17 protein-coding genes are annotated in these 20400 nt (G+C 69.1%); 5 read left to right on the forward strand and 12 right to left on the reverse strand.

Going from position 1 to position 20400, the window contains the following annotated elements:
* Positions 1 to 54: 54 nt before the first annotated feature.
* From sppA to glgB, 5 genes are all read right to left on the reverse strand, one after another.
* A complete protein-coding gene (gene sppA, locus BM085_RS18605; RefSeq protein WP_093888217.1) occupies positions 55 to 1755 on the reverse strand; it encodes a signal peptide peptidase SppA in 1701 nt (566 codons plus the stop codon).
* Between the two features lie 30 nt (positions 1756 to 1785).
* Positions 1786 to 3747: a S8 family peptidase gene (locus tag BM085_RS18610; protein WP_143120977.1), complete on the reverse strand. Its 1962-nt coding sequence runs from the start codon at positions 3745 to 3747 to the stop codon at positions 1786 to 1788.
* A 150-nt stretch (positions 3748 to 3897) separates the two neighbouring features.
* The gene (locus BM085_RS18615) at positions 3898 to 5505 is read right to left on the reverse strand and encodes a glycosyl hydrolase family 18 protein (RefSeq protein WP_245789399.1); all 1608 of its coding nucleotides are present in this window, start codon (positions 5503 to 5505) and stop codon (positions 3898 to 3900) included.
* A gap of 246 nt (positions 5506 to 5751) precedes the next feature.
* Positions 5752 to 7851 (reverse strand): S8 family peptidase, encoded by a 2100-nt coding sequence (locus tag BM085_RS18620; RefSeq protein ID WP_143120978.1) that lies wholly within the window; start codon positions 7849 to 7851, stop codon positions 5752 to 5754.
* Positions 7852 to 8211: 360 nt separating this feature from the next.
* On the reverse strand, positions 8212 to 10593 hold the full coding sequence (gene glgB, locus BM085_RS18625) for a 1,4-alpha-glucan branching protein GlgB (protein ID WP_245789401.1): 2382 nt from the start codon (positions 10591 to 10593) through the stop codon (positions 8212 to 8214).
* Between the two features lie 190 nt (positions 10594 to 10783).
* Here glgB and BM085_RS18630 point away from each other — a divergent pair, with 190 nt between their 5' ends.
* Positions 10784 to 11497 carry a DUF4328 domain-containing protein gene (locus BM085_RS18630; protein ID WP_093888220.1) on the forward strand — a complete coding sequence of 238 codons (714 nt, stop codon included), beginning with the start codon at positions 10784 to 10786 and terminating at the stop codon, positions 11495 to 11497.
* A gap of 27 nt (positions 11498 to 11524) precedes the next feature.
* On the opposite strand, the gene BM085_RS18635 is transcribed toward BM085_RS18630, so the two are convergent.
* The 3 genes from BM085_RS18635 to BM085_RS18645 all read right to left on the reverse strand — a co-directional run bounded on the left by BM085_RS18635 (position 11525) and on the right by BM085_RS18645 (position 14118).
* Entirely contained in the window at positions 11525 to 12763 is a 1239-nt protein-coding gene (locus tag BM085_RS18635) for a copper amine oxidase (RefSeq protein ID WP_245789403.1), read from the reverse strand.
* Positions 12760 to 13431, reverse strand: coding sequence for a hypothetical protein (locus BM085_RS43140; RefSeq protein WP_177245157.1), 672 nt, complete (start codon positions 13429 to 13431; stop codon positions 12760 to 12762). Before BM085_RS43140 ends, BM085_RS18635 begins: the two co-directional genes overlap by 4 nt.
* A 195-nt stretch (positions 13432 to 13626) precedes the next feature.
* Complete coding sequence (locus tag BM085_RS18645) at positions 13627 to 14118, reverse strand: GNAT family N-acetyltransferase (RefSeq protein ID WP_093888223.1); 492 nt, start codon at positions 14116 to 14118, stop codon at positions 13627 to 13629.
* Between the two features lie 370 nt (positions 14119 to 14488).
* On the opposite strand from BM085_RS18645, the gene BM085_RS18650 reads away from it, so the two are divergent.
* Positions 14489 to 14947, forward strand: coding sequence for an RloB family protein (locus tag BM085_RS18650; RefSeq protein WP_093888224.1), 459 nt, complete (start codon positions 14489 to 14491; stop codon positions 14945 to 14947).
* On the opposite strand, the gene BM085_RS18655 is transcribed toward BM085_RS18650, so the two are convergent.
* Together BM085_RS18655 and BM085_RS18660 are read right to left on the reverse strand one after the other, a co-directional pair.
* Complete coding sequence (locus BM085_RS18655) at positions 14944 to 15309, reverse strand: ACT domain-containing protein (protein WP_245789407.1); 366 nt, start codon at positions 15307 to 15309, stop codon at positions 14944 to 14946. The genes BM085_RS18650 and BM085_RS18655 overlap by 4 nt on opposite strands.
* Positions 15310 to 15510: 201 nt before the next feature.
* On the reverse strand, positions 15511 to 15933 hold the full coding sequence (locus BM085_RS18660; protein ID WP_093888226.1) for an ATP-binding protein: 423 nt from the start codon (positions 15931 to 15933) through the stop codon (positions 15511 to 15513).
* An 801-nt stretch (positions 15934 to 16734) separates the two neighbouring features.
* Here BM085_RS18660 and BM085_RS18665 point away from each other — a divergent pair.
* On the forward strand, positions 16735 to 17556 hold the full coding sequence (locus tag BM085_RS18665) for a helix-turn-helix domain-containing protein (RefSeq protein WP_093888227.1): 822 nt from the start codon (positions 16735 to 16737) through the stop codon (positions 17554 to 17556).
* A complete protein-coding gene (locus tag BM085_RS18670; RefSeq protein ID WP_093888228.1) occupies positions 17547 to 17759 on the forward strand; it encodes a DUF397 domain-containing protein in 213 nt (70 codons plus the stop codon). The genes BM085_RS18665 and BM085_RS18670 overlap by 10 nt, the downstream gene beginning before the upstream one ends.
* Before the next feature lie 128 nt (positions 17760 to 17887).
* Here the strand turns inward: BM085_RS18670 and BM085_RS18675 are convergent, their stop codons facing one another.
* Together BM085_RS18675 and BM085_RS18680 are read right to left on the reverse strand one after the other, a co-directional pair.
* Positions 17888 to 18316 (reverse strand): PIN-like domain-containing protein, encoded by a 429-nt coding sequence (locus tag BM085_RS18675; RefSeq protein WP_093888229.1) that lies wholly within the window; start codon positions 18314 to 18316, stop codon positions 17888 to 17890.
* A 14-nt stretch (positions 18317 to 18330) separates the two neighbouring features.
* Positions 18331 to 19008, reverse strand: coding sequence for a DUF433 domain-containing protein (locus BM085_RS18680; protein WP_177245159.1), 678 nt, complete (start codon positions 19006 to 19008; stop codon positions 18331 to 18333).
* A 427-nt stretch (positions 19009 to 19435) separates the two neighbouring features.
* On the opposite strand from BM085_RS18680, the gene BM085_RS18685 reads away from it, so the two are divergent.
* Positions 19436 to 20344 carry a helix-turn-helix domain-containing protein gene (locus BM085_RS18685; protein ID WP_093888231.1) on the forward strand — a complete coding sequence of 303 codons (909 nt, stop codon included), beginning with the start codon at positions 19436 to 19438 and terminating at the stop codon, positions 20342 to 20344.
* Positions 20345 to 20400: the final 56 nt, after the last annotated feature.

Raw genomic sequence — 20400 nt, forward strand, 5'->3', positions numbered from 1 at the left:
TGCTCCCGCGCGGGACGGCCGGGGAGGACCCCCGGCTGTCGTCGCCGAGGTCTCCTAGCGGATCGTCCACCCGCCGGGGAGCATGAGCGGGCCGTAGGACGGCAGGCCCAGCTCGCCGGCCAGGTGGGCGAGCGGGCCCCAGGCCTCCAGCCGGACACGTGCCATGGCGGCGGTCCTGTCCTCGCTGGAGTCCGCCGGGCGCAGGCGCTCCAGCGGGCTCAGCCTGGGGTAGGCGCGCACCGGGGCGTCGGCGGACAGGCCGGCCTTCCCGCGGGCCAGGGCGAGGGCGTCCTGGAGTCCGCCGAGCTCGTCGACGAGCCCGTGGGCGTGGGCGTCGGCACCGGTCCAGACCCGGCCCTTGGCCAGCTCGTGGGCGCGCTCCCGGGACAGGCCGCGGCCCTCGGCCACCTTGTTCACGAAGTCCTCGTAGACCCGGTCGAGCCAGGCGTTGATCCGCGCCCACTGCGCCTCGGAGAAGGCGTTGGTGGAGGAGAACATCCCCGCGTTGGCGCCCTCGCCGACCGTCTCGGAGGAGACGCCGATCTTCTCCAGCAGCCCGCTGATGACCGCCTTTCCGCCGAACACGCCGATGGAACCGGTGAGCGTGCCAGGCTGGGCCACGATCGCGTCCGCGGCCATCGAGACCATGTAGCCGCCGGAGGCGGCCAGGTCGCCCATCGAGACCACGATCGGCTTGCCCGCCTTGCGGGTGAGCACGACCTCGCGCCAGATGGCGTCGGAGGCCACGTAGGAGCCGCCGGGGCTGTCCACCCGGAAGACGACGGCCTTCACGTGCTCGTCGCGGCGGGCCGCGCGCAGGGCGGCGCAGACGGTGTCGGAGCCCATCGCGCTGCCGCCGCCCAGCGGGCTCCGCCCGCTGCGGCCGAGCCGGATCGCGCCGTTGCCGTGAACCAGCGCGACGGTCTCCTCGCCGGGGCGCGGGAGCTTCTTCGCGATCGGGCCCTTGGCGTAACGGCCCACGTACAGCAGGAGCGCGTCGTCGCCGACGGCCTGCTTGACCTCGTCGTAGACCTCGTCGCGGTAGGCCATCCGGTCCACGAGGCCGGCCTCGACCGCCTCGGCGCCGATGAACGGGCCCTCGTCGATGAGCGCGCGGACCTTGGCGGGCTCCAGCCCGCGCCCCTCGGCGACGCCCGCGACGATCTGCTCGGTGACCGACTCGGTGATCCGGCCCGTCGACTCGCGGTGGGGGTCGGTCATGTGGTCCTGGGTGAAGGTGTTGGCCGCGGTCTTGTACTCGTGCCGCTGGCCCATCTGGTACTCGACGCCGAGCTTGCCGAGCGCCCCCCGCAGGAAGCGCTGCTCCATCGCGACGCCGGTCAGCCCGACGTCGCCCGACGGCTGCAGGTAGACCCGCTCGAAGGCGCTGCCGAGGTAGTAGGGCACCGTGCCGGCGCCGAACTCGCCGAAGGTCTCGGCGAACGCGACGGTCAGCTTGCCCGCCGCCCGGAACTCGGTCACGGCCTGGCGCAGATCCTGCACCATCGCCAGCCCCAGCGGCTGGGTGCCGATCTTGACGATCAGCGCCTTGACCCGGGAGTCCTTCCTGGCGCGCTTCAGCCCGGACAGCACGTCGGTCAGGCTCGTCTTGCGCATGGACAGCAGCGCGCTCAGCGGATCCGACGGCGGCCCGTCGGAGAGTCCCTCGGTGAGGTCGAGTTCAAGGACCAGCGGAGCGGTACGCCGCTGCCGGAACCGGTCGACTGTATCGATGATCACCTTGGTCGCTTCCATGGCTATCACCCTAAGCGACCCATCTCGGGCTTATGCGATACGGCGAGCGTTCACATGCTTTTTCAGTATTGAGGTGTATTCGGCGAGGGTCGCGCCCTTCAGCCGCTGCCTCTCCGCGGCGATGAGGGTGTCCCTGACCGTGGTCGACTTGCTGATCTTCGCGGTGAAGTTGACCCCGCCGTGCGCCCAGTTCAGCCAGGCGGCCAGCAACTCGCTCTCCATCTTGATCTTCTGGGTGAGCTTCGTCTTCCCGGCGGGCTTGAGCACCCGGTAGGCCGTACCCGGCGTGGAGGCGCGGGTGAGTTCGGGGAAGACGCCGCTGGCCTTCGCGACCAGGCGCAGGTAACAGCCGAGCGTCTCGTCCGGCAGCTCTCCCTTGCCCCGGGTCATCTCCGTGGCCCACCCGGCGGCGGTCAGGGTCTTGGTGGCCTTGCCCCGGCTGCACACCGTCGGCGCGGTGGCGGGCGTGGCGGTCACGGTCACCGTGACGGTCACCGTGGGCAGCGGGACCGGGCTGGGCGCGGGCGGGTCCACCGGCTCGGGGGCCGGGGACGGGCCGGAGCTCGGGTTGGGATCGGGGTCGTCGCCGGGGTCGTCCGGTGTGGAGCCGTCCCCGGGGGCGGGGTCCTGGGTGGCGGGGGGCGAGGGCGCGCGGCCGGTGAGCGCGCCGTACAGGTCGAGGCGGGGCGTGGTCACTTCGTCGTAGACGATGGGGCGGCCCGCCGCGGTGAGCTTGCCGACCAGCGCGTCCGGGGTGGCGTCCGCCGACTTCCCGGCCAGCGCCGCCAGCGCGCCCGTGACGTGCGGGGTCGACATCGAGGTCCCGCTGTAGACCGCGGTGCCGCCGTTCGGCACCGCGGAGTCGATCTCGACACCGGGGGCGAAGAGGTCGAGCACGGAGCCGTAGTTGGACCACTCGGGGACGCGGTCGTCGTCACCGGTCGCGCCCACGGTCACCGCGCCGGAGATGCATCCCGGAGCGCCGGCACCGGACATCCCCTCGTTCCCCGCGGCGGCGACGGTCACCACGCCCTTGGCGCGCAGGGTCTCGATCTTCTGCTTCATCGCCCCGATCTCGGGTTCGCCGTCGCACGCCCCCTCGTAGAGGCCGCCACCGAGGCTGAGGTTCACCGCGACGAGGCCGGGGTGGGAGTCCTTCAGCTTGGCGACGTGGTCGAGGGCGAGCAGGATCGTGGACTCGTAGGCGCTCAGGCAGGCCTCTCCGCCTTCGCAGTCGTCGATGCGGCTGAAGACCTGGATCGCCGCGATGTCCGCGCCGGGGGCGACGGCGTGGGCGATGCCCGCCACGTGGGTGCCGTGGTCGCACAGATTGACGGTGCCCTCCACGCACATGGGGGTCTTCGCGTCGGCGGCACCCTGACCGGTCTGCGTGCCGGCCCCGCCGGGGCACAGGGACTTCGCGCCGCCGTCCGTCGCGGAGAAGCAGGCCTCTTCCACCACCTTGCCCGCCAGCGCGGGATGGTCCCGGTCGATCCCGGTGTCGATGACCGCGATCATCTTGCCCTCGCCGGTGGCCCCCTCGGCCTGGGCCTGGTCCGCCCCGATCAGCTTCAGGCCCGAAGCCAGCGAGACGGGGGAGTAGGCGCGGTCCCGGCGGACCGACACCACCCGGGGGTCCTGGGCCAGCGCGGCCAGCGACTCGCTCGTGCCCTCGACCACGATGAACGAGGTGTCCGGCGGCTGGAGGACGACCTCGGCGCCGGGCAGGCTCCGGGCCTCGCCCGCGACCGGTACGGCCTCCGCCGGTGCGGTCACCTCGACGATGACCCGGGCCCCGTCGCCGTCGGCGGCCAGCCCGGGTTCCAGCTTGGGCGCCGGCGGCTGTTCCGCCGGAGCCGGTGTCTCCCCGGTGGGAGCCGGTGTCTCCGTTGCGGTCGCCGGAGGGGGTGGTGGTGGCTCCTCGGCGAGGGCGGGGACGCAAGGGGCGACGGTGAGCACGATCGCCATGGCCACGAGGGCTCGAAGTCGCACACGTCCTCCGGGGAGATCAAACGGGCGATTCGGAGTCTAAACAGCCTTTTGTTCCGAGTGAATACCTTGATCCTGATTCGAAGGATCTTTTCAGAAAACGACTCGACCCCCCGCGGCGTGACGCGCACGGAGGGCCGAGTGTTCGAAATGCTACTTGAGTCCGTTGGAGATCGCGCTGATGAGTTCGCCGTTGGCGGTGTCGCCGCTGGTCTCCCAGAAGAACGCGCCGCCCAGACCCTGGTTCTTGGCGTAGGTCATCTTGCCCGTGATGGTGGCCGGGGTGTCGTAGCCCCACCACTGGCCGTTGCAGAAGCCGTAGGCGGTGCCGCCGACGGTGCCGGTGGCCGGGCACTTGGTCTTGAGGACCTTGTAGTCCTCGTTGCCCTGCTCGTAGGTGCCGGGGGCGGGGCCGGTCGCGGTTCCGCCGGGAGCCGCCTGGGTCACGCCGGTCCAGCCGCGGCCGTAGAAGCCGATGCCGAGCAGGAGCTTGTTGGCCGGGACACCCTTGCTCTTCAGCTTCTGAATGGCGGCGTCGGAGTAGAAGTCGGGCTTGGGAATCGGGGTGTAGGAGGTGAGGGGGGAGTGGGGAGCCGTCGGGCCCTTCGCGTCCCATGCGCCGAAGAAGTCGTAGGTCATCGGCATGAGCCAGTTGAGCTGCGAGATCGCGCCGGCGTAGTCGGCGGCGTCGATCTTGCCGCCGGCGGAGGCGTCGGCGGTGATGGCCGCCGTGACCAGGTTGTTGGCGCCGAACTTGGCGCGCACCGCGGAGATGACGTTCTTGAACGCGTTCGGGCCGCTGGTGTCACAGGTCAGGCCGCAGGCGTTGGGGTACTCCCAGTCGATGTCGATGCCGTCGAAGACATCGGCCCAGCGCGGGTCCTCGACCAGGTTGTAGCAGGAGTCGGCGAACGCGGCCGGGTTGGCCGCGGCCTGGGTGAAGCCGCCGGACCAGGTCCAGCCGCCGAAGGAGAACAGCACCTTGAGGTGCGGGTAGGCCTTCTTCAGCTTGCGGAGCTGGTTGAAGTTGCCGCGCAGCGGCTGGTCCCAGGTGTCGGCCACGCCGTCGACGCTCTGGTCGGCGGTGTAGGCCTTGTCGTAGTCGGCGTAGGAGTCGCCGATCGAGCACCTGCCGCCGGTGGTGTTGCCGAAGGCGTACAGGATGTGCGTCAGCTTCGCCGCCGAACCACTCGTGACCAGGTTCTTCACATGGTAGTTGCGGCCGTAGACGCCCCACTGGGTGAAGTAGCCGACGACCTTCTTGCCCGAGGGGTCGGGGCCGACGGTGGGGGTGACCGTCGGGGTCGGCGTGGGGGTCGGGTCGACGGTGGGGGTGACCGTCGGGGTGGGGGTCGGGTCGGGGGTGCCGGTGCCGTCGCAGGCGGCGCCGTTCAGCTTGCAGTTGAGCACGCCGGACAGTCCGCCGGGCGCGCCGTTGAAACCGAAGCTCACGGACGCGCCGGCCGCCAGGGCGCCGTTCCACGCCTTGTTGACGAAGGTGTAGTGGTTGCCGCTCTTGGTGAGGTCGGCGTCCCACGCCGAGGCGATCGAGTTGCCGGCGGGGAGGTCGAACTCGACCTTCCAACTCGTCAGCGCGCTCGTACCCGCTTTCACCGTGACCTTGCCCTCGAAGCCCGAACCCCAGTCGGAGGCGGTCGAGTACGTGGCGGTGGCCGGAGTGGCGGCTGTGGCGGCGCTCATCCCCACGGGGACGAGCAGCGCCGCCGCTGCGATCAAGGAGCCGATGGTGATTCGTCGCAAGGGTCGCTCCAGGTCAGAGAGTGCCAAGCCCCCGAATTCATAGGAAAGTTTCCTATTAGTTTCCTGAGCGTAGATTCTCGTTCCCGGGCGGTCAATGCCTCACCGACCGATATAAGGCTGATTTAAGGTTCGTCCCACGCGGCCCCCGGACGCCCCCGGACGCCCGCCGGACGCCCCCGGACATGAAACGGGCCGGTCACGTCACGCGTGGCCGGCCCGGATCGGTCAGGAGTTCGGTCGGAAAACTTACTTCGCCTTGTTGACGTAGGCGCTCAGGTACTTGGCGGCGCCGGAGATCTGGGCGGCGGTCGCCCTGGTGTTGAGGCGGTGCTTCTCGGCGACGGCGACCGCGCTCTTGAGTGTGGTGGTGCCGTGGACCTTGGAGGAGCCGTTGTAGACGCCGTGGGCCCAGTTCAGCCAGGCGGCCAGCAGCTCACGGTCCAGGGCGGCCCTGGCGGACTTGCCCTTGAGCACCTTGTAGGCCTTGGCGAGCGAGTTGGAGTCGGTGGCCTCGGGGAAGACCTTGCTGCCGTTCTGGGACAGGCTCAGGTAGCAGATCAGGGTCTTGTCCGTGAACTTGCCGGGCTTCTTGTGGAACTCCGCGGCCCACTGGGCGGCGGTCAGAGCGGTCTTCCCCTTGCCCCGCCCGCACAGGTCCGGCACCGGGATCGGGTTCAGGTTGCTCGGGCTCTTGCCGGTGGCCGTCGGAGTGGGCGTCGGCTTGGGCGTCGCGGTCGGCGTCGGGGTGGCGGTCTGCGTCGGCTTCGTCGTCGGCGTGGCGGTCGGGGTCGAGGTCGGCTTCGTCGTCGGGGTGACCGTCGGGGTGGCGGTCGGGGTCACCGTGGGCGTGCCGCTGGGAGTGGCGCTCGGCGTCGTCGTCGGGGTCGGCGTCGGGGTGGTGGGCGCCGGGTTCAGCGCGGCCCAGAGGTCGATCCGCGGCGTGGTGACCTTGGTCGCGATCCGCTCGTCACCGATGGTCGCGAAGCTGTCATAGGTGATCGGCTTGCCGGTGTTCCGCAGCAGCGTGAGCAGCTCGTCCACCGAGGCGGTCGGCTTCTTCTCCCGGAGCAGGGCGAAGGCGCCCGCGACGTGGGGGGCGGCCATCGACGTGCCGCTGTAGGAGGCGTAGGTGTTGTTGCTCTTCCGCTTCCACCAGTCGCCGCTGGGGACCGAGGAGGTGACACCCACGCCCGGGGCGAACAGTTCGAGCTGCTTGCCCTGGTTGGAGAACGGCGCGACCGCGTCGTTGTCGTCGGTGGCGCCGACGGTGACGACGCTGGAGACGCAGGCGGGCCAGGAGACGGCGCCCGCGGTGTGCTCGTTGCCCGAGGAGACCACGGTCGCCACGCCCTTGGCGCGGAGCGAGGCCGCCTCGGGGAAGGTCTCCTGGCCGTTCGGCAGGCGGTCGCAGTCCGTGGCGGAGCTGCCACCGCCCAGGCTCAGGTTGGCTGCCGCGATCTTGTGTGCGGAGGTCAGCGTCTCGACGTGCGCGACGGCCTGACGGATGTTGGACTGGTAGGCCCCGATGCAGGGAATGTTGTCCCAGCCGCCGCAGGAGGCGGGGTCGTAGATCTTGCTGAACGCCTGGATCGCGATGATGTTCGCGCCCGGCGCGACCCCGTCCGCCGGGGCGCCCGAGGTGAGCTTGCCCGCCGCGATGCCGGCCACGTGGGTGCCGTGGGAGCAGAGGTTGCCGCGCTTCAGCAGGCTGTAGCAGTTGAGCGTCTCGGCGTCCGCCGAGCCCGCCCCGACCTGCTCGGCGCGGTGGTTGGGGCAGAGCGAGAACGCGATGTCGCGGATGTCGGCGGTGGAGAAGCACGCCTCGGCGACGATCCGGTCCTTGAGGAAGGGGTGGTCGAGGTCGATCCCGGTGTCGATGACCGCGACCGTCAGGCCGCTGCCGGTGACGCCTGCGGCGTGGACCTTGTCCGCGCCGATCACCTTGGTGCTCGTCAGCAGCGTGGGGAAGGTGAGGGTGTCGACCTTGACCGACTCGACCTCCGGCTCCTTCTTGAGCTGGGCGACGTCCGCCTTGTCGACGATCGCCACGAGGAAGGACTCCGCGGCCTCTTCCAGGACGACCCTGTCGCCGTCGGTCTTCAGGTCCTTGGCGACATCGTCGACCTGGGAGGCAGCCTTGGTGTCGATGATGACGCGGACCTTGTCCTCGAAGGCCTTGAGGGCCTTCTCGGTCTCGGCCCTGGTGGGCTCGTCGATCTCCGGCGGCGCTTGCAACGTTCCATAGAACGTTCCAGAGGCGGCCGAGGCGGTGCCCGGCGCGATGGCGAATGTGGCGGCGGTCACGGCCAGGACGGCCGTTCCCACCATGAGACGTCGAAGTCTCACTGGTCCTCCGGGGGAGAAAGGCCGCGCCGACGCCGGCGCGGCCATGGTGCGAGCTAGGCGGACCTGACCGGCTTCAGCCGGTCAGGTCTGGGTCGTCGTGGTCTCCGGGCACGACGAACGACGGCCGCGAGCTCTCCCCGACGAAGCTCATGCCGACCATCCCGCCCCCCACCCATCAACCACCCGACAAATGCACATAAGTCGTGACTTGATGTGCACAGTGATCCACCAGCTTAAGGGGAGCTTAAAGAAATTTGTGGGACTTTAGATGATTTGTGAGACAGGAGAGACGATGTTCCGGCGCTGGACATGGAACGGGCCGGTCACGTCACGCGTGACCGGCCCGGATCGGCTGGGAGCTCAGGCGGGCCGCCCTCCGGCTCCCTCCGCGATCTCCGTGACGGTGCCCGCCAGGGCGTTCCCGGCACCGGTCTCCGTGGCGGCGCCTGCCACGGCGCCACCGGCCACGGGCTCATCCAGGTTCTTCTCGCCCGCGGCCTCCTCCGCGATCTCCGTGACCGTCGCGGCCGGGGCGTCCCCGGCCACGGCCTCCACGCTCACGACCTCCGCGACGGGCTTCACCTCGGCGCTCACGCCGGGGTGGCGGAACCAGACGGCGCCCAGCGGCGGGACGCGCAGGCGGGCGGAGTACGGCAGGCCGTGCCGGGGCTCCTCCACCGCCTCCACCGCGCCGAGGTTGCCCACGCCGCTGCCCGCGTAGCTGTAGGAGTCGGTGTTGAGCGCCTCCTCCCACGCGCCGGCGTAGGGCAGGCCGAGGCGGTAGTCCTCGTGCGGCGCGCCGGAGAAGTTGACCACGCAGGCCACGGCCGAGCCGTCCGGGGCGCGGCGCAGGAACGAGAACACGTTGCCCATCGCGTCGTCGGCGTCGATCCAGCGGAAGCCGTCGGGGGAGGCGTCGAGGCTCCAGAGGGCCGGAGTCTCCCGGTAGATCCGGTTGAGGTCGCGGACCAGCCGCTGGACCCCCTTGTGCCCGTCGAAGTCGAGCACCCACCAGTCGAGCCCGCGCTCCTCGGACCACTCCGAGCCCTGGCCGAACTCCCCGCCCATGAACAGCAGTTGCTTGCCCGGGTGGGCCCACATGAACGCGAACAGCGCGCGCAGGTTCGCGAACCGCTGCCACTCGTCGCCGGGCATCTTGCCGAGCAGCGACCCCTTGCCGTGCACCACCTCGTCGTGCGACAGCGGCAGCACGAAGTTCTCCGAGTAGGCGTACATCAGGGAGAACGTCATCTGGTGGTGGTGGTACTGCCGGAAGATCGGCTCGTGCTTGAGGTAGGCGAGGGTGTCGTGCATCCAGCCCATGTTCCACTTGAACCCGAACCCGAGCCCGCCCAGGTGCACCGGCCGGGAGACCCCGGGCCAGGCGGTCGACTCCTCGGCGACGGTGATGATCCCCGGCTGGTCCCGGTAGGAGACCATGTTCATCTCCTTGAGGAACTCCACCGCGTCGAGGTTCTCCCGCCCGCCGTACTCGTTGGGCGTCCACTCGCCCTCGCGCCGCGAGTAGTCGAGGTAGAGCATCGAGGCGACCGCGTCCACCCGCAGCCCGTCGATGTGGAACTCGCGCAGCCAGTAGACCGCGTTGGCGACCAGGAAGTTGCGCACCTCCCGGCGGCCGAAGTCGAAGACGTAGGTCCCCCAGTCGGGGTGCTCGCCCCGCGCCGGGTCGGCGTGCTCGTACAGCGGGGTCCCGTCGAACCTGGCCAGCGCCCAGTCGTCCATCGGGAAGTGCGCGGGCACCCAGTCGACCACCACCCCGATCCCCGCCTCGTGCAGGCGGTCCACCAGATGGCGGAACTCGTCCGGGGTGCCGAACCGGGCGGTCGGCGCGTAGTAGGACGTCACCTGGTAGCCCCAGGAGCCGCCGAACGGGTGCTCGGCCACCGGCATGAACTCGACGTGTGTGAACCCCATGTCCACCACGTAGTCGACCAGCTCGGTGGCGAGCTGCCGGTAGGACAGCCCCGGCCGCCAGGAGCCGAGATGCACCTCGTAGGTGCTCATCGGCGCTTCCAGCGCGTTACGGCTCGCGCGCCGGCGCATCCATTCGTCGTCCTGCCAGCCGTACTCCGACCTGTCGATCACCGACGCGGTCGCGGGCGGGGTCTCGGTGCGCCGGGCCATCGGGTCGGCCTTGGCCCGCCAGACCCCGTCCGCGCCGAGGACCCCGAACTTGTAGCGGTCGCCCTCGCCCAGGCCGGGGATGAAGAGCTCCCAGACTCCGGACCTGCCGAGCGAGCGCATGGGATAGGCGGTGCCGTCCCAGTGGTTGAAGTCCCCGATCACCCGGATCCCGCGCGCGTTCGGCGCCCACACGGCGAAGGCGGTGCCCTCCACGTCCTCGTGCCGCATGACCCGCGCGCCGAGCACCTCCCACAGCCGCTCGTGACGCCCCTCACCGATCAGGTGCAGGTCCACCTCGCCCAGCGTGGGCCAGTGCCGGTAGGGGTCGGCCATCTCGTACGGCTCGGCACCGGTGTAGGTGACCCGGAAGCGGTAGTCGGGCACCTTGTCCAGGCCGGGGATCGTCACCGCGAACACCCCGTGGGCGACGTGCTCCATGTCGTGGAGCCGGCCGTCCACGACGACCTGGACCTTCTCGGCGAGCGGCCGCAGCACCCTGACGGTCACGCCCCCCGCCCCCGGGTGCGCCCCGAGGATCGAGTGCGGGTCGTGGTGTGCCCCACCCGCCAGGCGCTCCAGGTCCAAGTGCGCGTTCATGGATCACTCCCGTAGATCGGTATCCCCTAACCCTGCCCTATGCGGGTGCTTCATCCCATGCCCTTGTCCGCTATCACCATGCGTGTCGTGAAAACGTGCGAAGACGTAAGGAGGAAAAATCCTGATTGGCAGCCCATATCGCTTATAGGAATACTGGCCGTCGGTCTGACTGATCACGCAGAGGACAGTGATGCGTCTCCACCCCCCACCGCCCCGCCCCCTGCGGCCACTGCGGGAGTTCGCCGTCGTGGCGGTGACCGCGCTGGGAGCCGCCGCCCTCGCCGAGATCGTCTGGGTGCTCGCCGGGCCGGGCCTCACCTCGGTGCTGGACAGGATGTCGGAGGGGCCGTCCCTGCGGAGCGTCGAGGACCTGCTCCCGGCCGTGACATTCCTCGTCCGCACCCTCGGGACGAGCGTCGCCGTGGTCTGGCTCTTCCTGATCCGCGCCGTCGCGGCGATCGCCTTCCTGGTCTGGCTCTTCCGGGCCCGCGTGAACGCCGAGTCGCTGACCCCGGTCCCGCACCGCTGGTTCCGGATCCTCATCGTGCTCGGCTGGATCCTGCCGGTGGTCAACTGGTGGATCCCCAAGCAGATCGTGGACGACGTCTGGGCGTCCTCCCGGCCCGGTGGCGTGCGCGGCGAGCACATCGGCAGGGAGGCGCACTCGGAGCTGATCTGGTCCTGGTGGGTCTTGTGGCTCCTCGGGACCTGGGTGCTGCCGCTCGTCGGTGCGCTGCTCCTCGCGGCGGTCGGCCGGAACTCTTCGGACGGCGTGTTCTGGCTCGACGTCTTCACCCTGGTCCCCAGCCTGGCCGCGGCGGTCCTGGAGGGCAAGGTGATCCTGCGGATCACGGAAGCCCAGGAGGGCCGACGCGCCTGGGCCGCCGGGATCTCTCCGCCGTGACGTGTCAACGCGGTCTCCGGTGACGTCTCAGTGGGGGTTCTTGGCCGTGACGTCGCGGGGGGTGATGCGGAAGCCCTGCCAGTGGGTCGGCATGGGGTCGGCGTCCTCGTCGCGAGGGACGTGGTGGTAGCCGACGTTGACCCAGAGCACGGGGTCGGTGAGCCTCTCCCCGTTCACGTAGCGGTCGACGGACCCGGCGCACCTGGGCGCCGGGTTGACGGTCGCCAGGCGCTCGCAGGAGCGGTAGTCGGTGACGTAGACGTCGGCGCGGGTGAAGGCCTCGCCGGCTGGGCCGCGATACTGCGAGCTGTCGGAGTTGTTGAGCTCCCAGGAGACGGGGTGCCCGTCGGCGTTGCGGACCCCGCGGTCGACCACGCGCCACCAGCGCGTCCGGCGGTTGAGGGCCTTGGCCTCCTTGGTGAAGGTCGTGCGCTTGAGCTTGCGCTTGGCCGTACGGGTCCCGGAGAAGTCGTACTGCTCGACGACGTCGCCGGCCTTGCCCTGGATGTCGAAGTCGAGGCGCCAGAAGACGTTGTGGCTGTGGCTCTCCTCGAAGTCCCTGCTGCCCACGCCGATCGGCCAGCCGTGCCCGGCGGTGGTGGTGGACCCGGCCAGCGAGCCGGTCGCGCCCACCCGGGGGGTGATCGCCCCGTCGTCGGAGAAGGCCCATTCGACCAGATAGGTGTACCAGCCCACCTGGAAGGCGGCGAACACCACCAGGTCGTGCCCCTGAGCCGAGGTGCTCGGTTCCTCGTAGCCGGACTTCAGGTAGGCGTGGCCGCGCGGCCGGGTCGTCACGCAGACGGACTGCTCGCGGCGCTCGCCACCGGGGCAGTCGGCGGCCAGCAGGGGGATGGCGCTCTGGCCCAGGGCCCCGATGTCGTGGTAGCGGGGGGTGCCGCTGTCGTAGGGCACGTGGATCTGGGCCAGCGCGGTGCTGCGCAGCACGCTGACCGGGCGGTTGCCCTTCGGGGTGTAGACGACCTTGTTGAGGGTCAGCCCCTCGATGGTGCGCATCTCCCAGCAGAGCTGCCAGCGCGCGCCGTTCGGCAGGGTCCTGTCGATCCGGTACGGCGCGCTGCACGGGGCCGCCGGAGCCCGTACGGCCGGCGCGACGGCCGTGCCCTGTGGCGCCTGGGCGGGCACGGCAGGGATCCGCGCGGCGGGCATGGCGAGCGGACCCTGGGCTGCGGACGCGGTCTGCGCCGGGCCGAGGACACCGGCGAGCATGGCGCAGGAGAGGATCAGGCGCAGGGACACGGTCACCACTCCAGGGTGTGGATCTTCTTGGCGGACAGGTCGACGACGATCCGGCTGGTGTCCAGCCAGGTGCCGCCGGGGAGCCGGACGAACAGCCGCACGCACCGGTGGGTCGCGCACCGGCGCGGCCCGTTCTCCTGGCCGGGAGTGAAGATCAGTCCCCGCAGCCCCAGGTCCGACGCGGAGCGCAACTGCCCGCCGCCCGCCCTGGTGTAGGCCTCGCGCACGCCCGTGCCGTACTGCGGGTCGGCCAGCAGCAGCTCGGCGGCCCTGACCTCCTCCGCCTTGGACGGCGGCGGCTGCACGCCCCGTGTCACGCTCTCCTTCACGACCGTGCCCCGGCCGAGGTCCACGGTCCGCACGATCAGCCTGTCGGTGGCGTAGTCGTAGAGGTAGGCCTCGGCCCGCCGCCGTTCCTCGGCGTCCTTGCCGTCGTCGCGCTCGACGTAGAGCAGGTTGACCCGTCCGGCGGCCATGTGCGCCCGCGAGGTCGCCGAGGCGATGTCGCCCGCCCGTGCGATCTCCGCACCGGTCAGCGGATCCCCCGGCACCGGCTCCCTCGGCGCGGCCTCCGCCGCCTGCGACCCCTGCCCGCCGGGCAGGAGGAGCGCCGCCCCGACCACGACCACCGCCCCCGCTCCCGCGAGCGCCATCACGATCCGCTGCCGCCCCACAAGCACCCTCTTTACCTATTGTTGACCTATGGTCGCGGAGTGTAGTCAAGCTGAAGAGGTCGGGTGGCTCAAAAGTCGTAATGCGGCAATAGTGAGGGGTCCGGTGGGGAGGCGCTCTCCTGGCCTGCCCGTGCGGGTGGCCGCCGCCCCGGGGCCGGGCCCTGGCGGGGCCCGGGACCCGAGGCCGTACGGAGGTCAGGGCGCGTCGGGCAGGAGGTCCCACTCCTCCCAGGAGATGTCCCTGCCGGGCCAGCGCACCGAGGCGTACGGCCACGCCTCGCGCATCCAGGCGCGGACCACCCGTTCCAGCTCCTCCTCCAGGCCCGTGCCCTCCTCATCGGTCCGCACCCAGAACGACACGTCGGCGTCGGCTCCCCGCTTCTCCGGAGGCTCGACGTAGACGCAGCCGAGCATGCGGGAGCCGTCGGGGCTCATCACCGCGTAGTTGAACGACCTGCGGAGCAGGGCCTCCTTCTGGTGCCACGCCAGATCGATCAGGTTGTCCTCCAGCGTCATGTCGTCGAGCGGCCATCCGCCGCTGTACGGGAAGCGCTCCCGCAGCCGGGAGGCACTGCTCATCACGGCGTCGAAGTCACGCACCGCGTCATGAATGGCGATGGGCCGGATGTGAAACCTCTCGTGCTCCACGCCTGCGGGAATCTCATGGGTTCTCGGTAGGAACGGCATGCGGACCAACCTGGTGCGCCTGTCTTGGCATCGGCTGAAGCCCCGCTTGCTTCGCGCCTCGGGGGCGAGCTGAGCCCTCGCTCGCCGTGCTCCGTGCCGGTACGGCCTTCGCGCGGTCTGCGGGTAGTGAAGACCGGGAGAGAGCCGGTTCGGTAATGGCTGTGGTGCGGGATCCGCGGCACCCCGGCGGGGTGGAATCTTGTACGTTGTCGACCTTCTCCTCGGAGAGATCAGATACACATACGGCTTTTCGGTCGACGATGCGCAGGTGACCGAAGAGTGGATATGCGGTTATCCGCAGAAGCGGAGGCGCACGATTTTCCATCGGCGTTTGGACGAATACTCGTACGGCGAGCATTCTCCGTAGTCGATGCGGCAGGTGCAGGAGATCACGGAGTCCAGCAAAGGGGATCATCTTTCCGTGGTGCGCGAAGCAGTCAGCCGGGTGTCGAATGAGTACGACGCCGTCTGGTGCGTCCTGGACACGGAGCTGGATGAGACGCTCACGGCCGCGATGTTGCGCGAGGCGCGGCGTGGCCCGGTCGAAATCGGCCTCTCCACGCCGTGCTTCGAATTCTGGTTGATCCTTCACCACGTCGACTGCGCGAGGCCGTTCCAGTCGGCCGAGGACGCCAAGCGAAAACTGAGAGAGATCGTCCCCTCCTGGAGCGAGAGCAATACCAGGTTCGCCGACTTCGCAGACGGAATCGACGCCGCGTGCCGCAGGGCGCAGAAACTCAGTCCTGACAGCGGGGAGCCGTTGAAGAATCCCTCGACCGGCGTCCGGCAGTTGGTCGCAAGGCTGCAGAGCGGGTCTGAAGCACGCTAGGGCTGTGACCAGAAAGGTTCATCGGCTTCGCCGTCCCCACTCTCCACCTGGTGCCCCGCGCCTTCCAGGACGATCACGGCCTGATGTTTTCTCTGCTGGGGAACCAGAACCAGGTCGGCATGGGAAGTCGAGGCGACGAACACCGGGATCGCGGCTTCTGCCAGCGGCTTGACGAGCGCCGACAGCATCCCGGGAACGTCCAGGTCGTGGGCTGTGGCGCCACCGTAGAAGCCGATCCACCGTTCCCCTGAGTCCAGAGGCCGGACCGTACGGACAACGGTCAACCCTTCAGGCGCGCGGACAAGCACGATCCAGTCGTCCTCGGGCGATGCCGCATGAGATAGGTGCTCGATAATGAACACCGGAGACACGATGCGCAGATGTTGGGGCGTTTGCGGGTTCACGGAGGAGTTTCTACCAGAGACTCTGCGAGCCATGCCCACCTGGTCGGTCGCATCCGGCGAACGTTTCCGGTCACAGCATCAGGCCGGCCCGCCGGCACCGGTGCCCGAACGCCTCGAAAATCATGGGCGGTCATCGTCGGCGCATCCGGACATCCGAGCTCACAGAGCCGACCGGGCACTGCGTGCTCGGATGTCCCAGCGGGCCCAGACGGTCTTGCCAGGGCGGTCGGGGAGCGGGATGACGCCGGAGTCGTCGGCGAGAGCCTCGACGATGGTCAGGCCCCTGCCGTGGACGGCTTCGACGCCGAGGTCGAGATGGCGGGGCTGTTCGGGCCCGTGGTCGGTGACCCGGACGCACAGCTCGTCGGCCCCGGCCCACAGGGAGAGTCTGACCAGGGGCTCGCCGTGGGTGATCGCGTTGGCCAGCAGTTCGCCGGCCACCAGGACCACGTCGTCGGCGAGGCTATGGAGCGCCCAGGCGGTGAGGGTCTCGTTCACCATTCCACGGGCTTTGCCGACGATCGACAGCTCGTGCGGCAGGGTCCAGCAGACGGTCCGCGGATCGTCCGGCGTTGCGGGCATCAGGGCTCCTGGGGGTGACGTCGGGAGATGCGGGGGCGGAGGAGGTGTCCGGTCGGGCCTCGGCGCCACGCGGGTTCACGCCGCCCCCTTCCGGTACGGCTCGCGCCCGCTCCGGAAGGGGGCGCCGCCGTCCCGGTACGGCTCGCGCCCGTTCCGGTGAGGCGCGCTGCCGTTCCGGTGAGGCTCGTGTCCCCCGGACGGGATCCGCGTGCCCGGTGGCCGTCCGCACCAGCGGCAGCCGAGCGGCATCGGTGGCTGGTCAGCGGACCAACGGACCCGGATCGGCCGGGGGGTTCGGCTAGGGTTCTGCATCGGATCGGACCTCCAGTGTCCGGTCAAGGGGCTCGTCCCGGCGTTCCCTGCCGTGGCGGGCCCCGCTCTCGTTTCCGGTGTCTCCGGATCGGGCCCCTGGGTCAGGGACGGCGCGGCCCGGTGTGTCCGGCCGTCGCGTGCAGCGCCTCCCCGCTCGTCCCGGGAGGACTTGCCGAGCGGTGACAGGTCTGTATCCGGCGAATGCGCGAAGTGCCGGCCGGGGTCACGCGTTTCCGATAGCTCGGCGGTCATTTTTCACCTCTTTATCCGGACATAATTGGCGATTTTGGCGAGAGGAGTGGGAGGCTCTTCTCTATATGCATGAGAGGAGCCCTCCGGCGCCGACCTGGACCCTCAAAGCTCTTTCACAGATTGCCCTCGACCGGCTAAGTTGTGCACTGGAAGTCTTGGCACATCACTGCGACAGTTTGTGTCAAAACTGTGTCGCAAGTGTGTCGGAGGAGCATCCCCTCGTCGGACGGAGTAGAAATGTCCGCACCTCTCGGGTTTGACCCGAACGTGAAGCCCCTGGTCTTCTTCGGCACCGAGCTGAGCAATCGCCGAAGAAGAGCTCACCTGTCCCAGGAGCGCCTGGCGGAAATAACTCAGTTCAGCAGAAGCCTGCTGAGCTTCATCGAGAGAGGCGAGCGCACACCCAGCCGCAACTTCGCGCAGCGCTGTGACGACGCCCTGGAGGCGGGCGGAGAGCTCGTCCGCCTGTGGGAACACATCACCCGCGACGCGAGCCCCCAATGGTTCCGGGGCTGGCTGGACGTCGAGCAGAAAGCGCACACCCTGCACACCTGGCAACCGCTTGTCGTGCCAGGTCTCCTCCAGACCGAGGAGTACGCACGGGCGGTCATTCGCGGTGAGCCCGGCATAACCGAGGAGCAGGTGGAGAGGGCCGTCGCCGCCCGTATGGAGCGGCAGGAGATCTTCACCCGCGCCGCGCCGCCACTGCTCCGCGCGATAGTGGACGAAGGCGTTCTGCATCGTCCGATCGGCGGTGGAGAGGTTATGCGTCGTCAGGTCGAACGCCTCGTGGAGGCGATAGAGTCCCCGCGAATCGGCGTCCAGGTTGTCCCTCTGGCGCTGGGAGTGACGACCGGAATTCTCGGCGGTTTCGTGATCGCACAGCTTCCAGGAAGCACGGATACGGTTTACATCGATTCTGCGACTGACGGCCACGTGACAAATCGCCCGGAAGATGTCGAAGCTATACACAGCAGATACGACACCCTGCGAGCCGAGGCGCAACCTCAACCTGCGTCCATCACGTTGATCAGAGAGGCGGAGAAGCTGTGGACCTGAACGACGAGTTGAAGACCGCGGCCTGGCGCAAGGCCACCAAGAGCGGGTCCAACCAAGGAGACTGCCTGGAGGTGGCTCCGCTGTCCGGTGGCCGGGTGGGCCTGCGTGACACCGAGGCCCCCGAGCGGGCGCCCTTCGTGGTGAGCGCGAGCGTCTGGGACGCCTTCATCAACGGCGCCAAGAAGGGCGAGTTCGACTTCTAGCTCCCTCGGGAGTGTAGAGAGCCCCTGGCCATGGCCAGGGGCTCTGCTATCACGCGGGTGATCGTCCTGTCTGCGATCCAGTGCCGTCGGTTGGTCCAACCCGTCAGGCGAGATGTCACGCCGAGGCGCTATTGCATGCGGATCCTGATCCGCATGTCACTCAGTCTGGTCTCGTTGACGGCCATGAACCAGGGGCCGGGTCCCCGCTCCTTGATCTCCCGCTCGATGTCGTCCCATCGACGCGTCAGTAGGCACATGGTGTCCCAGTTGGACAGGTCTTTCTTGCCGGCGATCCAGAACACACGCAACCCGTTCTGGGCGTAGAGCATCGCCTTGGCATGCTTGGTACGGATGCGCTTGTCCCGTGTGATCACTACCAGTTCCCTGGCCGCCACCTTGGGAATCCAGTCGTCGTCCAACGTGCCGAGAGGCACCTCGGGGATGAGCCGATGGTGGGTGTGAATGACGTCCCGGCGGAGGAGGGCCAACGCCCGGCCAACGCCGAGAGAGGTCTCGTCGACGAAAAAGCGCAGGCTCTGCGGGTCTGTGGGGGGCATGACTTTCCAGAGGGTCAGGCGCAGCGGCGCTTCTCGAACAAGACTGCGGCGTGCACCTGTTCAAGTGGCAGCTCGTACAGCTCAGAGATCATCTCTTCGGAATCGCCCGCCCTGATCTGCTCAGCGATCACTTCGGTAGGGACGGACCGGATCGCCGGCTCACCGAATGCCCGTAACGGATCGATTTTGACATCGGGAAGCTCCGGATCGGGGAGCATGCGCACGGCGGTTCCGTTGTCGAACTCCACGGCGTTGACGAAGATCTCGACGGGATCGGCCATGAAGAGCTGGCCGCTGCGGACCACCACGAGCAGAAGCTCCTCTTGCAGGCAGACCTGCTCCTGAACCCACTGGACGAGCTCTTTGCCGTGCGGGGTCACGAAGTTCGCTGACTGAGCGAGGGGATATGGCGATCGGGTCTCGGCCCGTAACTTCGCGATGGCTGGTCGCATGTTGATGATGGGGATGCCCGCGTTGCGATACTCCGCCAGGAGGCGGGTCTCGACGAACTCGCCCCATGTCGCCATTTCCTCACCGGTGTGACACTGCCGGACGACCGGATCATAGGTGCGGCCACTACGGACGTATCCGTCGATCCAGCGTCGCGCGGTGCCCGAACGCAGACCGAGTAGACGATCGACCTGGGGCATCGTATATGTCGGTCGTCCGAGGAGATCAACGACACCGTTCATGTCTCGCATCATCCCATCGATATGCCTTTTGGCAACTCCCACAACTGAAGAACGGGTGAATCAGATCATGAATTTACGCTTCGCGAGGGTGTTCTGTGAATATTCCAGCGGATCAGGGTTTATCGATTGATGCGGCATTGTCCGTTGATATCAAATTTTGACATAAGGATCATATGTGGGAGATAGGCGAAAAATGCGGATCTCATATGAGCTGGCCCGCTCCAGGATTCTTGCAGGTACGGGCGGCCTTCGGTGGGCGCCGGGCCGTCGGCGTTCACCCGGGGTTGGACGGCAGGCGGGTTCCGGTGGCCAGTCGGTGGGCGGTGATCTCGTCGGCCAGGTGCGCGGGCGCGGTCATCGCGTGATCGCTCGGTTCCGGGGAAAATGCCCTTGAGTCTCCAGCGGCTGGAAGGTCGAAGCTGGTCTTGTGAACGACCACACGGAGCTGTTCACCATCGGACAGCTCGCCAGCCGTACCGGAGTGTCGGTGCGTACCGTCCGCTTCTGGTCCGACATGGGGATCGTCGCGCCGACACGTCGCTCGGCCGGTGGCTACCGGCTCTACGACCTGGCGGCGCTGGCGCGCCTGGACCTGGTGCGGACGCTCCGCGAGCTGGGCCTGGACCTGGAGGCGGTCCAGCGGGTCCTGGACCGGCAGGACACCGTCGCCGAGATCGCCGGGGCGCACGCCGATGCCCTGGACGCGGAGATCCGCCTCCTCCGGCTGCGGCGCGCGGTGCTGCGGTCGATCGCCCGACGAGGAAGCACCACCGAGGAGATGAGACTCATGCACAGATTGGCCAGACTGTCCGCGCAGGAGCGGCAGCGCGTCATCGACGACTTCGTCGACCAGGCCTTCGCCGGCCTCGACCCCGACACGCCGGGGGCCCAGATCGCGCAGCGGATGCGCCAGATGCCGGCGGAGCTGCCGGACGATCCCACCGCGGAGCAGGTGGACGCCTGGGTGGAGCTCGCCGAGCTCGTCGGCGACGAGGCGTTCCAGCGGCGGGTGCGCCAGATGGCGGTGGCGGGCGCGGAGCCCGGTGAGCAGCCGCAGCAGTACGACCACGAGTCGGTCCTTGAGCACGGCGGCGGCGCGCTGGCCGCGGGGATCGCCCCGGAATCCGCCGAGGGCGGGGCCGCTCTGCACCGGATCATCGGCGCGGACACCCCCGCCGAGGAGCGCGTCCGGCTGGCCGACGAGCTGGAGAGGTTCACCGACCGGCGGGTGGAGCGGTACTGGCAGCTGATCGGGGCCGTCAACGGCCGGCCGCCGTTCCCGCCCAGCGCCGCGGCGTTCGAGTGGTTCATCGCGGCGCTCCGCGCGCACCGCTGAGCCGACCGGGTGAGGACCTCTCCCCACCGGACGGGAGAGCGGGCCGTCCGCGTCGC

This window comes from Streptosporangium canum, assembly GCF_900113865.1.
In the GTDB taxonomy this organism is placed as follows: Bacteria; Actinomycetota; Actinomycetes; order Streptosporangiales; family Streptosporangiaceae; genus Streptosporangium; species Streptosporangium canum.

What these genes read in the sequence shown, in the direction of transcription:
- BM085_RS18660 (WP_093888226.1), bottom strand. Translation starts at nt 15,933, where the DNA reads ATGCCCGCAACGCCGGACGATCCGCGGACCGTCTGCTGGACCCTGCCG.
- BM085_RS18645 (WP_093888223.1), bottom strand. Translation starts at nt 14,118, where the DNA reads ATGCCGTTCCTACCGAGAACCCATGAGATTCCCGCAGGCGTGGAGCAC.
- BM085_RS18675 (WP_093888229.1), bottom strand. Translation starts at nt 18,316, where the DNA reads ATGCCCCCCACAGACCCGCAGAGCCTGCGCTTTTTCGTCGACGAGACC.
- BM085_RS18630 (WP_093888220.1), top strand. Translation starts at nt 10,784, where the DNA reads ATGCGTCTCCACCCCCCACCGCCCCGCCCCCTGCGGCCACTGCGGGAG.
- BM085_RS18680 (WP_177245159.1), bottom strand. Translation starts at nt 19,008, where the DNA reads ATGAACGGTGTCGTTGATCTCCTCGGACGACCGACATATACGATGCCC.
- BM085_RS18650 (WP_093888224.1), top strand. Translation starts at nt 14,489, where the DNA reads ATGCGGCAGGTGCAGGAGATCACGGAGTCCAGCAAAGGGGATCATCTT.
- BM085_RS18665 (WP_093888227.1), top strand. Translation starts at nt 16,735, where the DNA reads ATGTCCGCACCTCTCGGGTTTGACCCGAACGTGAAGCCCCTGGTCTTC.
- sppA (WP_093888217.1), bottom strand. Translation starts at nt 1,755, where the DNA reads ATGGAAGCGACCAAGGTGATCATCGATACAGTCGACCGGTTCCGGCAG.
- glgB (WP_245789401.1), bottom strand. Translation starts at nt 10,593, where the DNA reads ATGAACGCGCACTTGGACCTGGAGCGCCTGGCGGGTGGGGCACACCAC.